Raw genomic sequence first — 20,601 nt, forward strand, 5'->3', positions numbered from 1 at the left:
AACGGCCAGCGGGGATTTTCTGCACTGGTCGTTTCGGCGGGCTCAACGGCCAGCGGGGCTTTCTGCACTGGTCGTTTCGGCGGGCTCAACGGCCAGAAAAGAGGCACCGGAATGTACAATGGCTATTTCACCTGAAACGTGCGCTCGTAGGGCACGCGGTTTACGATGGAGCGGCCGAGCGTCACTTCATCGGCATATTCCAGCTCGTCGCCGATGGCGATGCCGCGGGCGATGGTGCTGACGGGAATGTTGAAATCCTTGAGGCGGCGATAGATGTAGAAGTTGGTAGTATCGCCTTCCATGGTGGTGCTGAGCGCCATTACAATTTCGTGTACGGTGCCGCTTTGCACGCGCTCTACGAGCGAATCAATATGCAAATCGTTGGGGCCGATGCCGTCCATGGGTGAAATGATGCCGCCGAGCACGTGATAGACGCCGGTATATTGCTGTGTGTTTTCGATGGCCATTACATCGCGCACATCTTCCACCACGCAAATGAGGCCATGATCGCGTTTGGTATTGGCGCAGATGCTGCATTGATCGGTATCACTGATGTTGTGGCAGGTGCGGCAATACTTGAGTTCTTCGCGCAGGCGGATGAATGTGTTACCGAATTTGCGCACGGCCTCTGTATCCTGCCGGAGCAGATGCAACACATAACGCAGCGCCGTTTTGCGCCCCACGCCCGGCAAGGAGGCCAATGCCTCTACCGCTTCTTCCACCAGCTTCGACGGGTAATTGATCATGACGTGTAAAGATAAGACATACCCGTTTAGCGGCACGTGCCAAAGATCATGAGTTCTGAACAGCCGGGCTGTGAATTGCGGGCTTAGCGTGCATGTTTACGGCGATGCCGAGAACACAGGCAAAGGCGCAGCTGCGTGAGGGATGGAGGCGGCAGCTTTTGTGGCGCACGGCGATGTGATGCCATAGCGAGGAGGCGGTAGCCCCCGCAGCATGAGCAGCACACGCCGGGCGGCGCAAAACTATAGCCGACAGCCCGGTGCTGTTTGCGGTGCACATTGCCTTTGATGCAGCATGCAAACAGCACACGCCCCCCATCCCCGCAACAGCGCGATGCTCGCGCTGCGCGACCCAATCCCGCGCTGCGCGACCCAATCCCGCGCTGCGCGACAAAATCCCGCGCTGCGCGACCCAATCCCGCGCTGCGTTAAGCAGCCGCCGCATCAGCACGATACTCGCGCAGCAGTACCTACGCTCCGGTAACTATGAAGGAATTCCTGCTCTGTCACATCAAGCAGAGCTCTGTCACATCGAGCCCCCGCAAACGTTGCGGGAGGAGATGTGTCAGAGCTTCCCCAGCAACAATTTAAGATGCGCCGCATCTTCCACTTCGGCCACCGGCGAAAGCTCAAGTTGCGCGCGCACAGCATTGAGCGCATGCGTATCGGGCAATGCCGTGCTGTGCGAAGTGGCGCGCCAAAGCAACGCCGTTTTAAGCACATTGGCTTTGGCACGAAACGTAAACGCCGCACCGCGCCCGGGATGGATGTGGATGTAACGCTCATACGTATCGCCCGGACGAAGCACCCAGCGCGATTTATCGGTGAGCGTAAGCTCGCGGTAGCCGGCGGTGCCAATCCACGCCATAAATTCGGGCCGGCCGAAATGGCCTGCTGCAGTGAGCTGCGACTGAATTCCGGCTGCAATTTCGGAAGGTGAAAATTGCCCTTCATACACATCCATTACCGATGTGCCCAGCTGCAGGAGTTCGTGGAGCTGCGCCGCGGCATTGGTGAACTGTGCAATCCACGCACGCTGCACCTGCACATGATGCTTGAGCGCATTGTAGCGAAACGGAACAGGAACAGACTCGCTCATATTCAGGACAATTCAGTAAGGCGGATGAAACGCTGACCCAGCCAGCGGTCGAGATCCTTTTCGTTTTGAATAATACGCATTACGAGCGGTTCATCGTCGGGATTGGGATATTCGAGCTGAAGTGTATTGTCCATTCGCAACTCATACCGCATGGTGGAAATGGCAGCCTGCAAACGCTGAAGCGCACCTGCATCGTTGCGGGTGAAGGCCTGACGGTAATCATCTTCGAGCTGTGCAAGGTCTTTGCGGACGGGTGTTGCCATACTGCGCTAAGGTCGGGAATTCTCTTAGAAACTGTCCAAATTTTATCCTTCGGTTTTGTTATGGCCCATTTTCCTTCATACTTCGTTGGTCTTTTTGCCCGTATCTATCTCCGATATGGGCTGCAAAAACCGCCTCGTCTGAAGAAAAATGGACGCATAACAAAATTCAAAAACAAAATTTGGACAGTTTCTAAAACAAAAACAAAATTTGTGTGGGTTAAGACCTGCGAGGTCTTTGAGACCTCGCAGGTCTGGCTGTAGTATAATTTTGTTTTTGTTTTACGGCAAGTGATTAATTTTAGCTGATGGATGTATGCAACAATAACCCCAACAGCCGCCGCTGGTGTGAAATGATGCAAAGGAATTGCAGCGATGATTACAACAATGCAGATACACCGATTTATATCAGCTATAAGTTCAATGAGTTTGGATTGAAAATAATGGATGGCGGCTCATCCTACATTCTGATAAGTCATTGTCCGTTTTGCGGGACAAAGTTGCCGGAATCGTTGCGGGATAAATGGTATGCTGAAATGGATAAACGTGGAATTGATACGTGGGCGGATGAGATACCGGAGGCGTATAAGACGGATGCGTGGTACCGCAATGAAGCAGAATAATTTTTGGTTTATTAAAATTGGTTTATTAATTTATCAGATCTTAATCGTTGTGTTGGAATTTATTTCAGCTCAAAGGTTGTTTTGATAGAAGAATTAACATGAAGGCTGTTTATCCCAATTGACGAATTTTCTATCTGTTGAATTTTATTCAACGAAATTTTCATGATGAAGAAATATAGTTTGCTGGCTTTTTTGCTATTTATTGGGTTTGAAGTTAAAGCCATTGGTGATACTGTTATTGCAGTTATTTCTCATCAACAATTTAAACGACACATTATAGATGAAATAGGCGGTATTTCTAATTTTTATTTAAAGGGAGATACTTTAGTTTGGGGGCAAAAAATTTACTTAGCACCTCGTGACACCGGCTTAGTTCGCAGAACAGAATTATTTCACAAGTCTTGTTTTGGTAAATATTTTATTTTTAAAACACGCTCTGGAATTAAAGTAGCAGAAGGGCGCTGGTTTATAGAGTCATTTATTGGTCCGTTTAAAGCATATCATAAAAACGGTAAAATTAAAGAAGAGGGCACTTTTAGCGCTGACACTGCGCGTAAACCGATTGGTATTTGGCATTACTATTCGAGAAAAGGTGTAAGGTACAAATCGGTTAATTTTTCAAGTGTAAATACGTTCTCGAAGTATAATCGATCTTTTGTCAATCGCGCTTTTGAGACAAGTAATAAAAATCTGTGCTACTTCACTCACATTGATATAAAACTTTTTTTAACCAGAGAGGCATTCCCTGTTTTCATCATTTCTCCCGATCTTCGCCCCACACTGCAATGGCCACCGATTTCCCGATACACGATATACTGCCCGAAGTACTTGAGGCTTTGGAGAAACACCGCACCGTAATTTTGCAGGCACCTCCGGGCGCAGGAAAAAGTACGGTGCTGCCACTGCATTTACTGAAAGCCGACTGGTTAGGCACACAGAAAATACTGATGCTTGAACCGCGCCGCCTTGCTGCGCGCGGCGTGGCGCAGCGGCTTGCGGCACAGCTTGATGAACATGTGGGTGAGACGGTTGGCTTTCGGGTGCGGTTTGAAAATCAGGTGTCGGCGCGGACGCAGTTGGAGGTGCTTACCGAAGGAATTTTAACGCGAAGGCTGCAAACCGATTCATCGCTTGAGGGTGTGGGGCTGGTGATTTTTGATGAATTTCACGAGCGGAGTCTGCATGCCGATCTGGCACTGGCTTTGTGCCGCGAGGTGCAGGATGTGCTGCGCGATGATTTGCGCATACTTATTATGTCGGCCACGCTGGATGCGGCTTCGCTTTCGGGGCTGCTGGGTAATGCGCCGGTGCTTACGAGCGAAGGCCGGCAGTATCCGGTGGCGCTGCACTACCGTGCGCCCGACGTGGATGCGCGCCTGCACGAGGCCATGGCCGATGCGGTGCGTAAAGCGGTGCGTGAATTTGAAGGCGATGTGCTGGCCTTTTTGCCCGGCACGGCAGAGATACACCGCACACAGGAAATACTGGAGCGCACGCTGCCGGATTTTCGCATTTATCCGCTTTACGGCGATTTGCCCCTGCGCGAACAACAGGAAGCACTGTTGCCCGATGCACACGGGCAACGCAAAATTGTGCTGGCCACTTCTATTGCCGAAACCAGTTTGACCATAGAAGGCATAGGCATTGTGGTGGACAGCGGCTATGCACGTGTGCCTAAGTTTGATGTGCGCAGCGGCTTAACCCGTCTTGAAACGGTGCGTGTAACCATTGATGCCGCCGACCAGCGCGCCGGCCGTGCAGGCCGTTTGGGTCCGGGCGTGGCGGTGCGGCTGTGGAGCGAAACCACCCAGCGCGGACTTACCAAACAACGCGTGCCCGAATTGCTGGAAGCCGATCTGGCACCGCTTATGCTTGAACTGGCGCAATGGGGCGTGAGCAATGTAAACGACCTGAGCTGGCTTACACCGCCGCCGGCTGCCGCTGTGAAACAGGCTGTGGATTTGCTGGTGCAGCTGGATGCGCTTGATGAGCAGCACAAGATTACGCCGCGCGGCAAAGAAATGCTGCGTATGCCGGCGCATCCGCGCATTGCGCATTTGCTGCTTGAAAGTGTGCCGCAAAAGCAGGAAGCACTGGCCGCCGATGTGGCTGCACTGCTGGAAGAACGCGACCCTTTTCAGCGCGGCGCCGAAAGCCAGGCCGATCTTGTGCTGCGTGTGGAGGCCTTGCGGCGGTGGCGAAATAAAGATTACGTGCAGGCCGAGCGTGCGCGTCTTGAACGTATTGAAAAACTGGCGCAGCAATGGCGCAAGCTGCTGGGCGTGAAAGCAGAAAACGAATTGCCTGCGCACACGGCTGTGGGGCTGCTGCTTGCGGCGGCTTACCCGGAACGCATTGCACGGCGTTTGGAGCAGAACGGACGTTACCGGCTGGCAAACGGACGCACGGCACGCGTGCAGCAAAACGATCCGCTGGGCGATGAAGAATGGCTGGCGGTGGCGCACCTTGATGCAGGCAGCAGCGGTGAAGGAAAAATTTTTCTGGCCGCTCCGCTTGATCCGGCCGATGTGCTGCACACCGCAAAGCCACGCCGCAATGTAAGCTGGGATGCACAGAAAGGCGAACTGGTGGCCCGCACCGAAATGCGCATTGGCGAAATGGTGGCCGCCAGTACACCGCTGAAAGACATTACCGATGATGAACGGCAGCGCATTCTGCTTGAAGTGGTGCGCAGCGAAGGCCAGCGCCTGTTTAACTGGAATGAAGCCATTGAACAATGGCAGGCGCGGGTAATGTGTGTGCGCAAATGGAGAAGTGATGATGAATGGCCCGATGTAAGCACGGATGCTTTGCTGCAAAGTGCCGGAGAATGGCTGCTGCCGTGGCTTACACAAATTCGCCGCCGCGACGATTTTAAACGTGTGGAGCTGTTGCCGCTTTTGCAAAACAGGCTCCCGTGGGAATTGCAGCAGCAGCTCGACAAACTTGCGCCCGAAAAAATTACCGTGCCCAGCGGTTCGCAAATTGCACTCACCTACGCGCCCGATGGCAGTGCACCCGTGCTGGCAGTACGACTGCAGGAACTTTTTGGCCTGCCCGAAACACCCGCCATAAACGAAGGCCGCACGCGGGTAATGATTCACCTGCTTTCGCCCGCCTACCGGCCTGTGCAGGTAACGCAGGATTTGCGCAGCTTCTGGCAAAATACGTATCAGGAAGTACGCAAAGAACTGCGCATACGCTATCCCAAACACCACTGGCCCGAAGATCCGTGGACGGCAGAAGCGGTGAGGGGCGTGAAACGGAAGCCGCAGTAAACAGCACTTGCATGTTACTTATTTCGTGTTGATCGTTATAGTGATATGCGCACACACCTTATTATTCTATTCTTGCTGTTTACCGCTGGACGCATTAAAGCGGATACACTAACGCTGTATCTCGAGTTCAGTCTTGAAAGCAACGAGCGGCTTGTAATTATGTCCGAAACAAAATGCCTTTATCAGTCGCGTGAGAAGGTGAGTTACCTGTTTGATAGTGTGAAATTGTTTGTGGATTCAGTAAACGGGGCAGACAGGTTGCAGATTTATATTGTACGTAACCGGCTTTTGGGTGGAAAATGGGAGCCGGTGCATTACAACATCCAATCCTTAAAGGAATTTAAACATGTGTTGCTATTTCAACGCACGTACCGTAAACGTGTGCATGTAGCTGCGACTTACTATTTAAGGGAACCGTTGAAAGAAGGTATTTCCATTCATTGCGGTTACCGTCGTTTCTGGTTTTTCCGCAAGATGATTCACCGTATTCGTTTCTGGTTAGAAACGTAAAAAAATAAATCCCGGACAAATTGAGCCCGGGATTTAATTACTGCGGTATTATCCGTTTGAGGCGTCGATGAGCAAACCGGTTTTGGCCTGAGTAACGGTAATGGTGTTGTTTGTGTTAAACAAATCATCCACAAATCCGCCACGGCTGATCACCTGCCAGTTGCCTTCGAGCAGGCTGGTGCCATCGGTTTTAGAAGAGGCCGTCATGCCGTTCATAAACGGATTCTGGTCGTTACCATAAGTTACTGTCTGCGACTGTCCGGCAGGGATTTCAAACATTACGGGCGGGCCCGACTGTTGAGGATTTGAGCCGATGCGCGGTGTGATTGAGCCGACCAGCAGTGAGCTGGTTTTGTTTACGATGTTTTTAATTCCTGACATGGGTTTTAATTTTTAAAGTGGATAAAATTGATTTAATTCAATAAAATACATCCGGTGATATTCACAATTGCGCTGCGGATACTGCTCATTGAACAGTACAAATAGAGTAAAAGAAGAAAGGAAAAAACAGCGCGGAAAGACGCAATTTCAATTTGCGTAGTTTTGCGCAAAGGCTGTTGAAAACCCGAATGTCTTTTTCGGTCAGCTTAATGTGCGGAAGGAGAAGCGGGAAATGAACGGGATGTATTTTCTTAGTGTACTCATTTCAATACGCTCTTCAAGCTCTCCAAGCTGCTGCAGCACATTGTTAAGCGCTTTATTTTCGCGCACGGCATTAATGTAGCCGGTATCACTTACAAATTCGCTGAATGTTTCTTTTGGCGATGATGCCAGCATTTGGAAAAGTGCGGGAGCCACCTGATTACAACCGGTAACCACAGCCAGCAACAGCATTATAGCCAAATGATCGGCGTGGGTGGTGATGGAATATTCAGGCACATCGCTGTGTACGCGGATGAGGCGATAGATGTTTACAAAGCGTTTAATGGTTCGCGGCGTGTTGCCAAGCAGGTTTGAAATGCTGTGTATGAATTCGATTTCCTGAGCCGTAATTTCCAGCTGATTTCGTACGGTGACGGCTGGTACAAGCTGGTTGGTTTCTTCGGTGAGGCTGGATGAGGCAGATTCTGATTTATTGGTGATGATAATTTCTTCTGTGGTTTCTGTTTGATTGGGAATGGGAGAGACGGGATCGTTTACTTCGATTTTGGGTTGTTCGGTTAAAGCGATTGTTTCATATGCCGGTGAAATGTCGGTTAGTACTGTATTTTCGGCTTTTATAGTTTTTTTATCAAGCACTTGGGTAAGATAGCTTTCAAGAAGTTTTTTCCGGCTACCATCGTTAAGCGGTTTAAGTGTAAACGGAATCTGGAAAATCTTTTCGAGATAGTCGAAAGCGGTTGCACGCTCGCTTGTGGTATCGGTTTCTTCGCGCAGCAGCTGGGAGTTTTCGTTGAGCAGCGCATATTTTACCCAGCGAGCATCCACACCCACCACTACCACAAACAGTTTAAACGAAAGCAGCAGGTGAATGGCTTCGAGTACCTGCTTCACGCGGTCGGGCGGGCAGCGGTCGAGATCGTCGATATAGAGCACAATGCGTTGGATGCCGGGCAGTGCGGCAAATTTTTCCTCTTCTTTTGCATCAGGCACGTAACTCAGGTTTTGCGAAAGCAGGTCGCTGAGTTTTTGAAGGTCGTTGCGGATAAGCGAAATGAGGCCGAGGTGCTGGTTGTAGTCTGACGACTGGCTGCGTTTATTGATGAAGTCGGTAAGCTGTTTGCGCGGATTGTAATTGTCTATGGCCAGTTCGAGTTCTTTCTTGCGTTGTTCGGCTTCGGCCTTTTGTTGTTCAATGCGTTGCTGTTCGGCTTTGAGGCGGTCAATTTCTAACTGCACTTTTATTTCTGATTCGGCCAGCTCCCTGCGCTTTTGTTCAATGAGTGCGTCAACTTTATTGCGTGCCTCTTCAATCTTGTCGAGCCGCTGGTTGAGGCGTCGCAACAGCGGTGTTCCCCAGGCCACAATTCCTAAGCAAACAGAAGTGAATGTGGCCACATACCCTTTCAAACCGGTAAGAAAGAGTTTTATCTGACCGTGCACTCCATCTCCGTAACGCAGATAAAGCACAACAAACACAGGCAAAAGCACAAACAACGACCACAGCAATTTCTGTTGCCAGCTGCTGTTTACAAACCTGTTCAACAGATAGGCAAAACGTCCGCGCGTTTTTCGGATTTCATTCAGAAAATTGTTCAGACTCCTTGCCGCCAGCTGTGCTTTTTCGAGGCCCAGTTCTTTTGAGAGTTCCGCAAGCTGATCTTCAATTTGCTTGCGCTGAGTTTCATCTATTGCATTCCAGATGTCGGCCGGTTTGAGGTTGGCAAGTTCCTGTGCCTTTTTATCATTGGTGGCCTGGAGTTCAGCGAGTTTTGTTTCGTATGCAGAAATATCTGCTGCAAGCTGTTTGAGTTGTGCATGCTGCCGTGCAATTTCGGCTCCGGCCAGTTGAAACTGTTCGAGCAATATGGCTTTTTCATCGCGCTGTTTCGGGGCAATTTTCTCATTCAGCTTCTCAAAAATGGTCACCATGAAATTTGCCCAGAGGTTGGCATCGGAATAATGCCAGGCATTGAACTCAATCTGCACAATTTCCTTGCAAAACCCGTTTGGCGCGGCTGCTTTAGCGGCTGCGTCTTCGTATTCGCTTATTTTTTTACTCAGCAGCTTCATAAAGAAGCTTTTCCCCGAACCCCAGTGCCCGAAAAGGCCGATGGAAAGCGGCGGATTGAGTTTTTCATACGCAATTAGTGCCGCCAGCGCATCCACATCGGGCGTAATGTTAAGCTGGTCGGTGTGGTTGTCGATGCTGTCGGAATGATAGCCGGCGAAGAGGAGGGATTTTTCGGGCTGGATGGGTTCGTAGTCCCAGAGCGGGCGGTTTTCGTGGCGAAGCAGGAGTTCGGAAAGTATTATTCCGGTATTTTGAGGATTGCTGCATTTTATTCCTGCAGCTTCAATCCATTCAATAATGTCGGTATCAAAAGTTTGATCGTTGTATGGCTTTTGCAAAAGATGAATACTGATTCTTGATTTTTGCTGCGTCCACTGCAACAATGTTGATTCGGCCGGATTGCTGAGGTATTCCCAAAACACCGGATAAAACGGATTGGAGACAGAAGACGTTTTTACCGTTGCCAGCTTTTCGAGTATGAAGAACGTAAAGTCTTCCATCGAAAACAGATCAGGATCGGTTGATTCTATTTTTCTGTTTGTGACCGAAAAAATGAGTCTGAATATTTCCAGTGTGGATGTACATAAATTCTGAATGGAGGTTAGCAATGCAATATCTTCCCTGCTCATATCAGGCATAAGCAGTTTATCAGTACCCGAATTGCGTCTGATGAACTCATTCAGCGTAACATCAGCTTTCCGAAATTCATTTAACAGTGCTTCAACATCAACCTTTGCTTTTTCGGCTTCAGGTGCAGTTTTCTTTAACGTGCGCGATTTTTTCTGGTTAAACGTTTGAAGTTCGAGGAAATAAGTTTCGGCACGTTCAAATATGTATTCATCAATCTGGCTAAGCATTAAAAGCCCTGTATCATTTTTCAGGCTTTCTAAAATCTGTTCAGCGGGCGAAATGTCTTTATTCATAGCAGTAGGGGAAATAGAAAAGCCAAGTTACCGAACTGTGCGGGAAGATGGATTGTGCGGTGGAAACTTTTTGGTGGTTTGTCGCGTCTCGACTCTGCTCCGTAACAAAGGCATTTTTGTTTTTGGTTAATTTATTTAATTCACTCTGCCTTCGATCCCCGCAGAAATTGCGGGGACTCAGGCTTCGGGGAGAATAATGCCACCGGTGGCTGAGCTTGTCGAAGCCACCGGTGTACTTTGCCTTTATGAAGCATTCTCGTTTTAAAGTCAGGAATGAATAAAACGAGCAATGAACCAGTTGTATAATAAGTAATATGTCCCTGTCATCCCGAGCGGAGTCGAGGGAGACAGGGGCAAAAAGCAAAAACACCTTCGTTTGAAAAGCGAAGGTGTTTCAGTGCTCCCGCTGGGGCTTCCCGACAAAAATGTCGGGACCCCAGCGGGAGCATACAACAAAAAAAGCCTTCGCATTGCGAAGGCTTTACTTTCAGTGATCCCGCGGGGGCGCGAACCCAGGACCCCAACATTAAAAGTGTTGTGCTCTACCAGCTGAGCTACGGAATCCTTTGCGTAAAACGGAAGTATTACCGTTTTGCGGGTGCAAATATACGGGCATTTTTACATTCACCAAATCGAAAATGCATTTTTTTTAACATTGCGCAGTTTTCGGTTGTTCATAACTCGTTTTTGTCAATTACACGGGAACGAATTTTGAGTATTGGCGGGCATTCTGGGTAATTTGATGTACTTTCACGGAAACGAAAGAAAGTTGTATGAAATCGTTTGATATTCGTTTGCAGGAAGGTTTTGGCGGACTAAAATTTGGTTCTTCGGTAGAAGAGGCAGAACAATGTTTTGGTGTGCCAGATGAAACCGATGTGCTTGAAGGCCCCGACGGGTCGGAGGCTTTGGTGTGGCATTACCTGGAGCACGGCTTTTCATTGTTTTTCGATCGTGCCGGGCGCGATGTGTTTTCAACGGTGGAGCTTGATAAACAAACCAATCCGTTGCTTTGGGAGAAAAATTTGTTTGAGCTGGATGAAAAGGCGCTCAAGGCGCTTTTCAAGGCAAACGGATTTACGGAAATTGATGAAGAACGCCACACCTGGGGCGAAAAACGAATTACCTTTGACGAGGCCCAGATTGATTTCTATTTCGAAAACGGGCGGATGATTTCAATTAATTTTGGTGTAATGTTAACATCCGAAGAATTGAAACTATTTTCCAACTAATATTGCAGTCTGTACTGAATACATTTTTCTATGCGCATATTTCTGATCGGCTACATGGGTAGCGGCAAAAGTTCAATCGGTCCTGCGGTGGCGCAGGAGCTCGGTTTACGTTTCGTGGATCTCGATAAAGCAATCGAGGAGCGTTTCGGCAAAGACATTACAACTATTTTCCAGGGTGAGGGCGAAGCGCACTTCCGCGAACTCGAACAGCAAATGCTGCACGAATGGCTCGAACAGGATGATTATGTAATGGCCACCGGCGGCGGCACCCCCTGCCACGCCGACAATATGGATCGTATGTGCGATGCCGGTATTACCATTTACCTGAAACTGAGCACCGAAACACTTTACGACCGCCTCAAGCTTGATCTCGCCAACCGTCCGCTCCTGCAGGGCCGTGCTGATCATGAGCTTTTCAACTACATACACGACACCCTGCTCGAACGCGAGCCCTATTACCTTGATTCGCAGTATCGCGTAAAAGCGAAAGACCTGAAAGCCTCAGAACTGGCCGAGTTTATCCGCCTTTTTGAGCTTAAGCAGGAAGAGCCTGAGGTATCGGAAGAAGAGCAGGCCGAAGAAAACTAATCGTTTTGCATACAAAATGCGAAGCCCGAAACATACTGTATGTTTCGGGCTTTGCTGTATGGTTACTTTACAATCAGTTCAGATATACAGTGGCGTCGCCGTTTTCGTGAAAATCAACCTGCACATGTTCGAGCAGGGTGGTGGCCAGTGAAAGCCCTACGAAATTGGTCTTTACCGGAAACCGGTTGTGATCGCGGTCAACCAGCACAAGGGTAAAAATATTGCGCACCGTATGGTCGAGGAAGGGTTTTACGCCATACATCAGCGTGCGGCCGGAGTTCGATACATCGTCCACCACAATAACCGTTTTCCCGTTCAGCTCGGCAGCAGAAAGGGCGAGGTGGGGTGTGGCAGAAAGCGGCGCTTCCTTATTAATAGGCAGTTCAATAAGGCGGATGCGTATTTCGGAGATACTTTCGATGGTGGTTTTGAGGCGTTGGGCCAGTTTGTAGCCGCTGGAAGGAATGCCGGCCATGATAATTTCGGTTTCGCCGAAACACTGTTCGGCCACCTGCCAGGCTAAGCGGTTGATGCGCTGCTGCACCTGTTTGCTGTTCATGAGCAGCTTCTGGGTGGTTTCCATGCGGTAAAGTTGGGAAAAATAGGCCATCAAAAACTCATTTCCCCTACCTTTTTTGAACATCATAAACCCAAAAAAAACGCTACTTTTGGCTTTCCGAAAACAACCAGCATATTTGTGAAACTCTCCAAAGAAGTAAAGGCCGGTATTGTCGTAGTGGTAGCACTTGCGCTGCTCATTTACGGCTTCAATTTCCTCAAGGGCCGCGATATTTTTTCCACCAGCCTCGATTTATATGCACGTTACAAACACATTGACGGATTAACAGCCAACAATACGGTTCAGATTAACGGGTTTAAAATCGGTACGGTGCGTGATATTCAGCTCGATCCGGCCAGCAACGAGCTGATTGTTCATTTTATTGTGACCGATAACGACGTAAAAATTACCAAGGGCTCGTCGGCTAAAATTTTCAGCGACGGATTGCTGGGTAACAAATCGCTGGCAATATCCATTAAGCCGGGTGCGCCCGAAGTGGAAGACGGCGATACGCTGGTGGGCGATGTGGAAGGTTCGCTGAAAGATGCGGTAAACGAACAGATTCTGCCGCTCAAGGCCAAGATTGAAGAGCTTGTTGGCTCCGTTGATTCGGTAGTGACCGTGTTTCAGACTGTGCTCAACAAAGAAGCCCGCGAAGACCTGATTGCCAGCTTTACCAGCATACGCAACACGCTGCATAATTTCGAGCATACTTCAAAAACGCTTGATACAATGGTGACTGCCGAACGCAAAACGTTTTCGCAGATTATGGCCAATATTGCTTCCATTACCACCAACCTTGCTGCCAACAACGAGCCGCTTACCAAAGCCATTAATAACTTTGCCAACATCAGTGATACGCTGGCCAAAGCCAACCTGAAAGGCACCATTGAAAATGCCAATGCCTCGCTCATGCGTGTGTCGGAAGTAATGGATAAAATTAACCGGGGCGAAGGCACACTTGGTTTGCTGGTGAACGATAAAAAGCTTTACAACGATCTCGATCAGGCCACCAAAGACCTGGATGCGCTGGTGGTGGATCTGAAAAAATATCCCGGACGCTACCTTTCTATTTTCCGCAAGAAAGACCGTCCGCCCCGCAAACAAAACACACCTAACTGATGCGGCCGCGTGCCGTGAACTGTGAAGAAGAACTGAAGTAGAAAAGGAATAAATACCCTGTGACAAATGGCTTACATTGACAATATTCTGTTTGCGCTTCTGCTGGCTGCAGGCACAGTATTATTTGTGCGCAATGTGCGCAAAGTGCGCCGCAACATCCTCCTTGGCCGCGAAGTAAACCGCACCGACAACAAAGCCGAACGCTGGCGCACCATGATCCGCGTGGCGCTGGGGCAGTCGAAAATGACTACACGGCCGGTGGCAGCCATCATGCACCTTTTTGTGTATGTAGGCTTTGTGATCATTAACATTGAGGTGGTGGAAATCATTATTGATGGTTTGTTTGGCACGCACCGCATACTTGGTTTTCTCGGACCGCTGTATTCGTTTCTGATTGCGTCTTTTGAAATACTGGCATTTCTGGTTGTGCTGGGCTGCGTGGTGTTTCTGGTGCGCCGCAATGTGCTCAAGCTCAAACGCTTTATGAGCAACGACCTGAACGGCTGGCCGCGCTCGGATGCGAATTACATTCTGATTACCGAAATCCTGCTCATGTCGGCCTTCTTTATGATGAATGCGGCCGATTTGCGATTGCAGCAACTCAACTTTGATCATTACACCGTAATGCCCGAAGGCGCATTCCCCATCAGTTCGCTGCTGGCGGGCTTGTATGGCAGCGCATCGCCCGAGGCGCTGGTAATGGCCGAGCGTTTCTGCTGGTGGTTTCACATTATCGGTATTCTGGCTTTCCTCAACTACCTGCCTTATTCAAAGCACTTCCACATTCTGCTGGCATTCCCCAATACATTCTTCTCCAACCTGCGCGCAAAAGGTGCTTTTACCAACCCGGAGAATGTAATGGTGGAAGTGAAAGCCATTCTCGACCCGTCGTTTACACCGCCGCCGCCGCCCGAAACACCACAACGCTTCGGAGCGAAAGATGTGCAGGATCTGACCTGGAAGCAATTGCTGGATGCTTACACCTGCACCGAGTGCGGACGCTGCACATCGGCCTGTCCGGCAAACAACACCGGCAAACTGCTTTCGCCGCGAAAAATTATGATGGACACCCGCGACCGCGTTACGGAAGTGGGCGCTCACATGGACAAAAACAACGGCGTATTTACCGACGACGGTAAGGCGCTGCTGGGCGATTACATTACCGCTGAAGAACTCTGGGCCTGCACCTCGTGCAATGCCTGTGTGCAGGAATGCCCTGTAAACATTGATCCGCTTTCAATCATTATTGATCTGCGCCGTTATCTTGTAATGGAGCAGAGTGCAGCGCCCAACGAACTGAACATGATGTTTACCAACATCGAAAACAACGGTGCTCCGTGGCAGTTTTCGCCGGCCGACCGGTTGAACTGGGCTACTGAAGCATAATTTAACGCATTGTTGAAAATGGGAACCATTTATCCGCTGGTGGAAGCAGAAGAAAACGGCAAAAAAATAAGTCCGCAGCTTCCTGAAAATATCAAAAATTTCCTCATCGACATTGATGGTACGGTTTGCGAAGACATACCCAATGAAGAACCCTGGCGCATGCATGATGCCGCTGTTTTTCCGGATGCGCTTGTAACCGTAAACAAATGGTATGAAGAAGGCCACGTGATTACCTTCTTTACCTCACGTCTTGAAGAACACCGTGAAGTAACTGAAGAATGGCTGCTGAAAAACGGTTTCCGTTTTCACGGACTGATAATGGGTAAGCCGCGCGGAGGAAATTATCACTGGATCGACAATCACATTGTGCGCGCCACACGCTATGAAGGTAAGTTCACGGATCTTACTGAGCGAGAAGTAACCATTCAGGTATTCGAAAAATAAAACAACATGGCAAACGAACCGCTGCATGTGCCCACCATGGCCGATTTCGCGGCCCGGGGCGAAACTCCGGAAATTCTGTTCTGGGTAGGCTGCGCCGGAAGTTTCGACGACCGCGCCCGTAAAATTACCAAAGCCATTGTACGCATTCTGAACCATGTGGGGATGAAGTTTGCCGTGCTGGGTACCGAAGAATCCTGCACGGGCGATCCGGCTAAACGCGCCGGAAACGAGTTTCTGTTTCAGATACAGGCCATGAACAACATTACGGTGCTCAACGGTTATGGCGTAACCAAAATTGTAACCGGTTGCCCGCACTGTTTCAACACCATTAAAAACGAATATCCTGAGCTGGGCGGCACTTACGAAGTGATTCACCACACACAGCTGGTGCAGCAACTTATAGACAGTGGCAAGCTGAAAGTGCAGGGCGGCGAGTTTAAAGGCAAGAAAATTACCTTTCACGATCCCTGCTACCTGGGCCGCGCCAATGGCGAATACGAAGCACCACGCCGCGTAATTGAAAAACTGGATGCCGCGCTGAGCGAAATGAAACGCAGCCGCGCAAATGGTTTTTGCTGCGGTGCCGGAGGGGCACAAATGTTTAAGGAAGCCGAAAAAGGCAACAAGGAAGTAAACGTGGAACGCAGCGAGGAAGCACTGGAACTCCAGCCCGATGTGATTGCCGTAGGCTGCCCGTTTTGCATGACCATGATGACTGACGGTGTGAAGCACTTTAATAAGGAAGATAAAACCAAAGTGCTGGATGTGGCTGAGCTGATTGCACAGGCGAATGACCTTTAATTGCGGCAAGCCATCAAACTGAATACTCATGAATCATTTAAACGATATGCCGCAGCACAGCCGTATCTGGATTTACCAGGCGGCGCGGGAACTGAGTGTGGTGGAGATTGCGGAGACGATGACAAAGTCAGCCGCATTTCTGGCTGAGTGGACATCGCACGGAAGCAAGATGAAGGCGGCGGTTGACGTGATGCACAAGCGGTTTATTATTGTGGCGGTTGATGAGCAGGCGGCTGCGGCAAGCGGTTGCGGTATTGACAAATCGGTGCGGTTTATGCAGGAACTGGAAAAGCAGCTCGGCGTGGCTTTGTTTGATCGGATGCAGGTGGCTTACCAGAACGCGCAGGGCGAAATTGCGGCTGCGAAGATGGCCGAGTTTGAGCAGCTTGCCGCCGAAGGCCGTGTGAATGCCAATACACTTGTGTTTAACAACATGATTCAGACGCTGTCTGAACTGCACGCAGGCTGGCTGGTGCCAGCACACGCAAGCTGGCATGCGCGACTGATTCCGGCGTTGTGAACTTGTGTATTATGCGGTGAAAAGGATTGATTTTTTGAAACACGTGACGATTTGATTAAATAGCCCCGGGCGCAGCGGCACCCCGCAGTTGCAGTATGTACTTTTTGTAGTAACTACGAGGAGTATAGCGGAGCACGGGAGCGGACGGTATTTTAATGCACCTTACTTTCGCTCCGGTAAACAGTGATTTCCCCGGCTGTTTTCAAACTTTTAAGGCATGCGTTTGTTGTGTTTGCATTAACTTACAGCGCAATGCTTACACTTACACAACGCCGCATATTGCTGCTCACCACCTTTGTATGGGTGGTAGCCTATCTTTTTATCCCGATCCGCAACGATGCGGTGAGCAGTGTGTACGAAGGCATATCGCCTGAAACGCTTAAACTGCGTGCTGAAATTTCAGACAACTACAGCTCGTTGCTCAATTTTAACGGGCATCCGGCGGGTATAGCGGGGATTATTTTTTTTCTGATGATGCCGTTTTTTTTGGTGTGGGAATCTTTCAGCATTATGCGTCCGTTTGCTATTCCGGTGCGTGCATTTTTGCAGTTGCAGGCGCTGCTGCTTTTTCTGGGTGCTCCCTATACTTTTTATATGATTACCTACCAGCACGGCGTATTCAGGGATACGGCGCATGAAACCGGCATGGCCTGGGGCGGCTGGCTGCTGTGTGTGCAGAATGTGTTGCTGGCTGTGTATTTGTTTTGGGTGCTGGCTGTGCCCGAAGGAAAGGCCGCCCGCTTTTATAACGAACGGCCTCTGGAACTGCCTGCGTAACGCACTAACTACTGCGCCAGCACATCGACCTGATTAATTCCGATCAGATTTACATTGAAATGCTTTACGATGAGATTCATGAGCGGATCGTTTTCAATTTTTTTAATGATACGCTCCGTCTGAATTTCGTCGTAACCCATAACCAGCTGATCGGTAAGATGCAGATGTTTTACGGCGTAGAAAAATCCGCAAATTACATACGGCCCGAACGGCGTAAGCGGCAAATCGAAATTGCTGCCGGTGATGTTGAATAAGAGGTTGGGCATGTAGCCGCTTGTATGCAGTTCAATGCCTTTCATGCCCAAGTAAAAACGTGCAGCTGCCGTGCGCGACGACATGCGCGGGTCAGACATGCAGAGCAGGCCGGCAAGCGGTTTTTGTTTTTCGGCCTGATGGAAAAGAATTTCCTTGCTCATGCGTTCGCCGCCGGCGTGTTTGCGGATAAACTCCTGCACTTCGTCCCAGAAAGGCACGGCCGGATCGCCACCATCTACACGGATAAGCGAGTGAATGGAATAATCCTGAATACCGGCCGTGATGGCAATATCGAGCGTTTTTAAATCGGCATCGTTTTTTATGGCGCGTTCGAGTATGGTGCGCTGGTTACGCGGATGTGTACGCAGCAGGTCGATGCTTTTGATCCAGTCGCCCGCCAGATAACCATCGTGGTTGTAAACCATGCGCAGCAGTGTGCGTATGTCTTCATACTCATTTACATGAAGTGTTTTGCCTTTTACGGTAAACGCTGGTTTTTCTTCGAGCAGGAGCTGTTCAATTTCAATAGCCACGGCCGAAGCGCCCAGCATACCACAATTTAAGGGCGAGCCGTCCACAATATGCAGATCATGTACGTGGCTGATGTATTCTTTTGACGAGTCTTCGGTTAAGTGGCCGTGACTTTGAATGTGCACGTAGAAACGTACCGGACGGTTTGCATTGCGGCTTTGGCGGAGTTCCTGTTCAATGGTGCGTTTAATATCCATCACCACATCGGGCGTAACAAACGAGCCTGCAGCGCGGATGACGTGAAAATCGACATCAATCTGCCGCATGTGAAAGCGTGCAATTACGGTATTGATGGCATCAATGTGAAGTTGCGAAAGGTCGCGTGCATCGGCACAACCGAGGAGAATATGTACTTCGTGTTCGCGTAACATAAGTGGTTGGGGGAGAATGAGTGTGAAATGAAAAAAGACGGTAAGGTGCTACCGTCTTTTTCCACGAAATAAAAATCAGGAATATTGTTTGAGAATGGCGTTGAGCCGTTTGAGCATAAACAACATAATAAGCGTGGCAAAAATAAGCAGCCCGAAATTAACCAGGAAGAAATACGCTTTGTTATCATAGCTGTCCCACATGGAGGCCAGCACGCCCGAAAGTTTGTTGCCAAGCGAAGTGGCGAGGAACCAGCCGCCCATCATTAACGCTGTAATGCGCGCCGGACTTAGTTTTGAAACCAGCGAAAGCCCCATTGGACTGAGGCAAAGCTCGCCCACGGTTACTACGCCGTAAGCACCAATGAGCCACCACGGACTTACTTTCACTGCGCCGTTGCTTCCTGCATACACAGCGGCTACCATTACTAACGTGGAAAGTCCGCTGATGAAAAGGCCGAGTGCAATTTTTGAAGCGGTGCTGGGTTCTTTGCGCCGGCGTGCCAGCCAGGCAAACAAGGCTACGATAGGGAAGGTGAGAATAACCACCCAGCTGGGGTTTACCGACTGGAAGATTTCGGTGTTAAGTGTTACTACCGGTTGGCCGGGAGGGGGCATTTTTTCGGGCGGAAGGTTTTTGAAGTAGTCGTTTTGGGCCACCACTTTTTTCTCTTTGGGCTTTTGTTCTTGGGTGAGATCGGGTTTGCCGTCTTTGCCTTTGGGATAGATCATTACTACTTTACCGGCCGCATCTTTTTCATACTGCTTGCGGAAATGCGCATCGGTAAGTGTAATGGTATCGGGCTTGGAACTGATTTTTTTGGCAAAGCCCAGCCAGTCGAGCGGTTTGGCTACGGCAGCGGGCATTTCGCGGTCGGTATATTTATTGGCCCAGGTGGTGAGTGCGGTGCCGTTTTGTTTGAACACGGCCCAGAAAATAACCACTACGGCAAAAATGGCGAGCATGGCGCCCACGGGTTTTTTCTCGTTGGCATTGCTGCGCGCGTAAGTGGCCACATAAAAGCCAACTACCGGCAGGGCGCCAATAAGAAATGCATCGGTTGAATCGCTGCCGAAGATATTGCCCGGAATCATCCAGCCCAGAATACCGGCCAAAATGGCGGGCATAATGGTGGTGCCCATAATTTGCATCATGCTCATATCGCCCTGCTGAACGGGCTTGAGTACATCGGCATGTTTGTAGTGGCGGTTACCGGCCACAAAAATCAGTACGCCCAGAAACATGCCAATGCCCGCACACATAAACGCAGCGCCCCAGCCATAGTGGTTGCGCAACGAGGCTGCAAAGAAATTGCAGATGCAGGCGCCAATATTTATTCCCATGTAAAAAATACTGTAGCCCGAATCTTTCAGCGACGCGTATTTTTTCTCGTTATACAAGTTGCCAAGCAATGTGGAAATATTGGGCTTGAAAAATCCGTTGCCGATGATGATAAGCACCAGGGCCGTCCAGAATGCAAACATGCCGTTTACCGCCAGCAAACAGTAGCCTGCACCCATGAGCAAACCACCTACTACAATTGATTTGCGGTAACCCATAATACGGTCGGCAAGCAGGCCGCCCACAAACGGTGTTAAAAATACCAGCGCAATGAACGTTCCATATATATCGGCCGATTCGGTGGTGGACATGCCAAAACCGCCTTCTTTGTCGGATGCTTCAAGGTATTGTGTAAAAATGCCAATGATGAGATAATATCCGAAGCGTTCCCACATTTCCGAAAAAAAGAGAAAGGGAAGCCCGGCAGGATGTCTGAGCTTTTCAGTTGTTGTCATGTGGTGAAAATAAGAAAATCGGGCGGACTTTGGTGGTTGCAGTAATTAGTTCTGGGGTTATACCATCCTCTGATCCAATGAATATGTAGCATGGGACCCACAAACAAAAAC

At 49.6% G+C, this 20,601-nt stretch carries 20 protein-coding genes and 1 tRNA gene; 12 read left to right on the forward strand and 9 right to left on the reverse strand.

Annotated features, from left to right (window positions below; translation table 11 throughout):
* Positions 1–122: 122 nt before the first annotated feature.
* The 3 genes from recR to IM638_10420 form a co-directional block, all read right to left on the reverse strand.
* The gene (gene recR, locus IM638_10410) at positions 123–746 is read right to left on the reverse strand and encodes a recombination protein RecR (protein MCA6363440.1); all 624 of its coding nucleotides are present in this window, start codon (positions 744–746) and stop codon (positions 123–125) included.
* Positions 747–1,308: 562 nt separating this feature from the next.
* A complete protein-coding gene (locus IM638_10415) occupies positions 1,309–1,842 on the reverse strand; it encodes a hypothetical protein (protein ID MCA6363441.1) in 534 nt (177 codons plus the stop codon).
* 2 nt (positions 1,843–1,844) lie between these two features.
* Positions 1,845–2,105, reverse strand: a complete 261-nt coding sequence (locus IM638_10420; GenBank protein ID MCA6363442.1) for a hypothetical protein — start codon at positions 2,103–2,105, stop codon at positions 1,845–1,847.
* 305 nt (positions 2,106–2,410) lie between these two features.
* Between IM638_10420 and IM638_10425 the strand changes: the two genes are divergently transcribed.
* The 4 genes from IM638_10425 to IM638_10440 all read left to right on the forward strand — a co-directional run bounded on the left by IM638_10425 (position 2,411) and on the right by IM638_10440 (position 6,513).
* Positions 2,411–2,725: a hypothetical protein gene (locus tag IM638_10425; protein ID MCA6363443.1), complete on the forward strand. Its 315-nt coding sequence runs from the start codon at positions 2,411–2,413 to the stop codon at positions 2,723–2,725.
* A 162-nt stretch (positions 2,726–2,887) separates the two neighbouring features.
* The gene (locus tag IM638_10430) at positions 2,888–3,583 is read left to right on the forward strand and encodes a hypothetical protein (protein MCA6363444.1); all 696 of its coding nucleotides are present in this window, start codon (positions 2,888–2,890) and stop codon (positions 3,581–3,583) included.
* Complete coding sequence (gene hrpB / locus IM638_10435; protein ID MCA6363445.1) at positions 3,511–6,003, forward strand: ATP-dependent helicase HrpB; 2,493 nt, start codon at positions 3,511–3,513, stop codon at positions 6,001–6,003. Before IM638_10430 ends, hrpB begins: the two co-directional genes overlap by 73 nt.
* Before the next feature lie 45 nt (positions 6,004–6,048).
* On the forward strand, positions 6,049–6,513 hold the full coding sequence (locus IM638_10440; GenBank protein ID MCA6363446.1) for a hypothetical protein: 465 nt from the start codon (positions 6,049–6,051) through the stop codon (positions 6,511–6,513).
* A gap of 48 nt (positions 6,514–6,561) precedes the next feature.
* Here IM638_10440 and IM638_10445 read toward each other — a convergent pair whose 3' ends face one another.
* The 3 genes from IM638_10445 to IM638_10455 form a co-directional block, all read right to left on the reverse strand.
* Positions 6,562–6,894, reverse strand: a complete 333-nt coding sequence (locus tag IM638_10445) for a hypothetical protein (protein ID MCA6363447.1) — start codon at positions 6,892–6,894, stop codon at positions 6,562–6,564.
* 201 nt (positions 6,895–7,095) lie between these two features.
* Positions 7,096–10,110: a hypothetical protein gene (locus IM638_10450; protein MCA6363448.1), complete on the reverse strand. Its 3,015-nt coding sequence runs from the start codon at positions 10,108–10,110 to the stop codon at positions 7,096–7,098.
* A gap of 491 nt (positions 10,111–10,601) precedes the next feature.
* A tRNA-Lys gene (locus tag IM638_10455) sits at positions 10,602–10,674 on the reverse strand.
* Positions 10,675–10,883: 209 nt separating this feature from the next.
* Between IM638_10455 and IM638_10460 the strand changes: the two genes are divergently transcribed.
* Positions 10,884–11,342 (forward strand): hypothetical protein, encoded by a 459-nt coding sequence (locus IM638_10460; GenBank protein ID MCA6363449.1) that lies wholly within the window; start codon positions 10,884–10,886, stop codon positions 11,340–11,342.
* Positions 11,343–11,372: 30 nt separating this feature from the next.
* Complete coding sequence (locus IM638_10465; GenBank protein ID MCA6363450.1) at positions 11,373–11,930, forward strand: shikimate kinase; 558 nt, start codon at positions 11,373–11,375, stop codon at positions 11,928–11,930.
* 73 nt (positions 11,931–12,003) lie between these two features.
* On the opposite strand, the gene IM638_10470 is transcribed toward IM638_10465, so the two are convergent.
* A complete protein-coding gene (locus tag IM638_10470) occupies positions 12,004–12,513 on the reverse strand; it encodes a phosphoribosyltransferase (GenBank protein MCA6363451.1) in 510 nt (169 codons plus the stop codon).
* A 114-nt stretch (positions 12,514–12,627) separates the two neighbouring features.
* Between IM638_10470 and IM638_10475 the strand changes: the two genes are divergently transcribed.
* The 6 genes from IM638_10475 (at position 12,628) to IM638_10500 (ending at position 17,539) form a co-directional block, all read left to right on the forward strand.
* On the forward strand, positions 12,628–13,611 hold the full coding sequence (locus IM638_10475) for an MCE family protein (protein MCA6363452.1): 984 nt from the start codon (positions 12,628–12,630) through the stop codon (positions 13,609–13,611).
* Positions 13,612–13,677: 66 nt separating this feature from the next.
* Positions 13,678–14,997, forward strand: a complete 1,320-nt coding sequence (locus IM638_10480) for a (Fe-S)-binding protein (GenBank protein ID MCA6363453.1) — start codon at positions 13,678–13,680, stop codon at positions 14,995–14,997.
* 18 nt (positions 14,998–15,015) lie between these two features.
* The gene (locus IM638_10485) at positions 15,016–15,441 is read left to right on the forward strand and encodes a phosphoheptose isomerase (GenBank protein ID MCA6363454.1); all 426 of its coding nucleotides are present in this window, start codon (positions 15,016–15,018) and stop codon (positions 15,439–15,441) included.
* Positions 15,442–15,447: 6 nt separating this feature from the next.
* On the forward strand, positions 15,448–16,242 hold the full coding sequence (locus tag IM638_10490; GenBank protein ID MCA6363455.1) for a (Fe-S)-binding protein: 795 nt from the start codon (positions 15,448–15,450) through the stop codon (positions 16,240–16,242).
* A 28-nt stretch (positions 16,243–16,270) separates the two neighbouring features.
* Positions 16,271–16,762: an ABC transporter ATPase gene (locus IM638_10495; GenBank protein MCA6363456.1), complete on the forward strand. Its 492-nt coding sequence runs from the start codon at positions 16,271–16,273 to the stop codon at positions 16,760–16,762.
* A 252-nt stretch (positions 16,763–17,014) separates the two neighbouring features.
* Entirely contained in the window at positions 17,015–17,539 is a 525-nt protein-coding gene (locus tag IM638_10500; GenBank protein ID MCA6363457.1) for a hypothetical protein, read from the forward strand.
* 8 nt (positions 17,540–17,547) lie between these two features.
* Here the strand turns inward: IM638_10500 and IM638_10505 are convergent, their stop codons facing one another.
* Positions 17,548–18,696: a hypothetical protein gene (locus tag IM638_10505; protein MCA6363458.1), complete on the reverse strand. Its 1,149-nt coding sequence runs from the start codon at positions 18,694–18,696 to the stop codon at positions 17,548–17,550.
* Positions 18,697–18,771: 75 nt separating this feature from the next.
* Positions 18,772–20,490 carry a peptide MFS transporter gene (locus IM638_10510; protein MCA6363459.1) on the reverse strand — a complete coding sequence of 573 codons (1,719 nt, stop codon included), beginning with the start codon at positions 20,488–20,490 and terminating at the stop codon, positions 18,772–18,774.
* Positions 20,491–20,601: the final 111 nt, after the last annotated feature.

The sequence above is a fragment of the Bacteroidota bacterium genome, from assembly GCA_020402865.1.
Classification (GTDB): domain Bacteria; phylum Bacteroidota; class Bacteroidia; order Palsa-965; family Palsa-965.

Coding starts and splice junctions, on each gene's coding strand:
- recR (MCA6363440.1), bottom strand. CDS start 746: ATGATCAATTACCCGTCGAAGCTGGTGGAAGAAGCGGTAGAGGCATTG.
- IM638_10415 (MCA6363441.1), bottom strand. CDS start 1,842: ATGAGCGAGTCTGTTCCTGTTCCGTTTCGCTACAATGCGCTCAAGCAT.
- IM638_10420 (MCA6363442.1), bottom strand. CDS start 2,105: ATGGCAACACCCGTCCGCAAAGACCTTGCACAGCTCGAAGATGATTAC.
- IM638_10425 (MCA6363443.1), top strand. CDS start 2,411: ATGGATGTATGCAACAATAACCCCAACAGCCGCCGCTGGTGTGAAATG.
- IM638_10430 (MCA6363444.1), top strand. CDS start 2,888: ATGATGAAGAAATATAGTTTGCTGGCTTTTTTGCTATTTATTGGGTTT.
- hrpB (MCA6363445.1), top strand. CDS start 3,511: ATGGCCACCGATTTCCCGATACACGATATACTGCCCGAAGTACTTGAG.
- IM638_10440 (MCA6363446.1), top strand. CDS start 6,049: ATGCGCACACACCTTATTATTCTATTCTTGCTGTTTACCGCTGGACGC.
- IM638_10445 (MCA6363447.1), bottom strand. CDS start 6,894: ATGTCAGGAATTAAAAACATCGTAAACAAAACCAGCTCACTGCTGGTC.
- IM638_10450 (MCA6363448.1), bottom strand. CDS start 10,110: ATGAATAAAGACATTTCGCCCGCTGAACAGATTTTAGAAAGCCTGAAA.
- IM638_10460 (MCA6363449.1), top strand. CDS start 10,884: ATGAAATCGTTTGATATTCGTTTGCAGGAAGGTTTTGGCGGACTAAAA.
- IM638_10465 (MCA6363450.1), top strand. CDS start 11,373: ATGCGCATATTTCTGATCGGCTACATGGGTAGCGGCAAAAGTTCAATC.
- IM638_10470 (MCA6363451.1), bottom strand. CDS start 12,513: ATGGAAACCACCCAGAAGCTGCTCATGAACAGCAAACAGGTGCAGCAG.
- IM638_10480 (MCA6363453.1), top strand. CDS start 13,678: ATGGCTTACATTGACAATATTCTGTTTGCGCTTCTGCTGGCTGCAGGC.
- IM638_10485 (MCA6363454.1), top strand. CDS start 15,016: ATGGGAACCATTTATCCGCTGGTGGAAGCAGAAGAAAACGGCAAAAAA.
- IM638_10490 (MCA6363455.1), top strand. CDS start 15,448: ATGGCAAACGAACCGCTGCATGTGCCCACCATGGCCGATTTCGCGGCC.
- IM638_10495 (MCA6363456.1), top strand. CDS start 16,271: ATGAATCATTTAAACGATATGCCGCAGCACAGCCGTATCTGGATTTAC.
- IM638_10500 (MCA6363457.1), top strand. CDS start 17,015: ATGCTTACACTTACACAACGCCGCATATTGCTGCTCACCACCTTTGTA.
- IM638_10505 (MCA6363458.1), bottom strand. CDS start 18,696: ATGTTACGCGAACACGAAGTACATATTCTCCTCGGTTGTGCCGATGCA.
- IM638_10510 (MCA6363459.1), bottom strand. CDS start 20,490: ATGACAACAACTGAAAAGCTCAGACATCCTGCCGGGCTTCCCTTTCTC.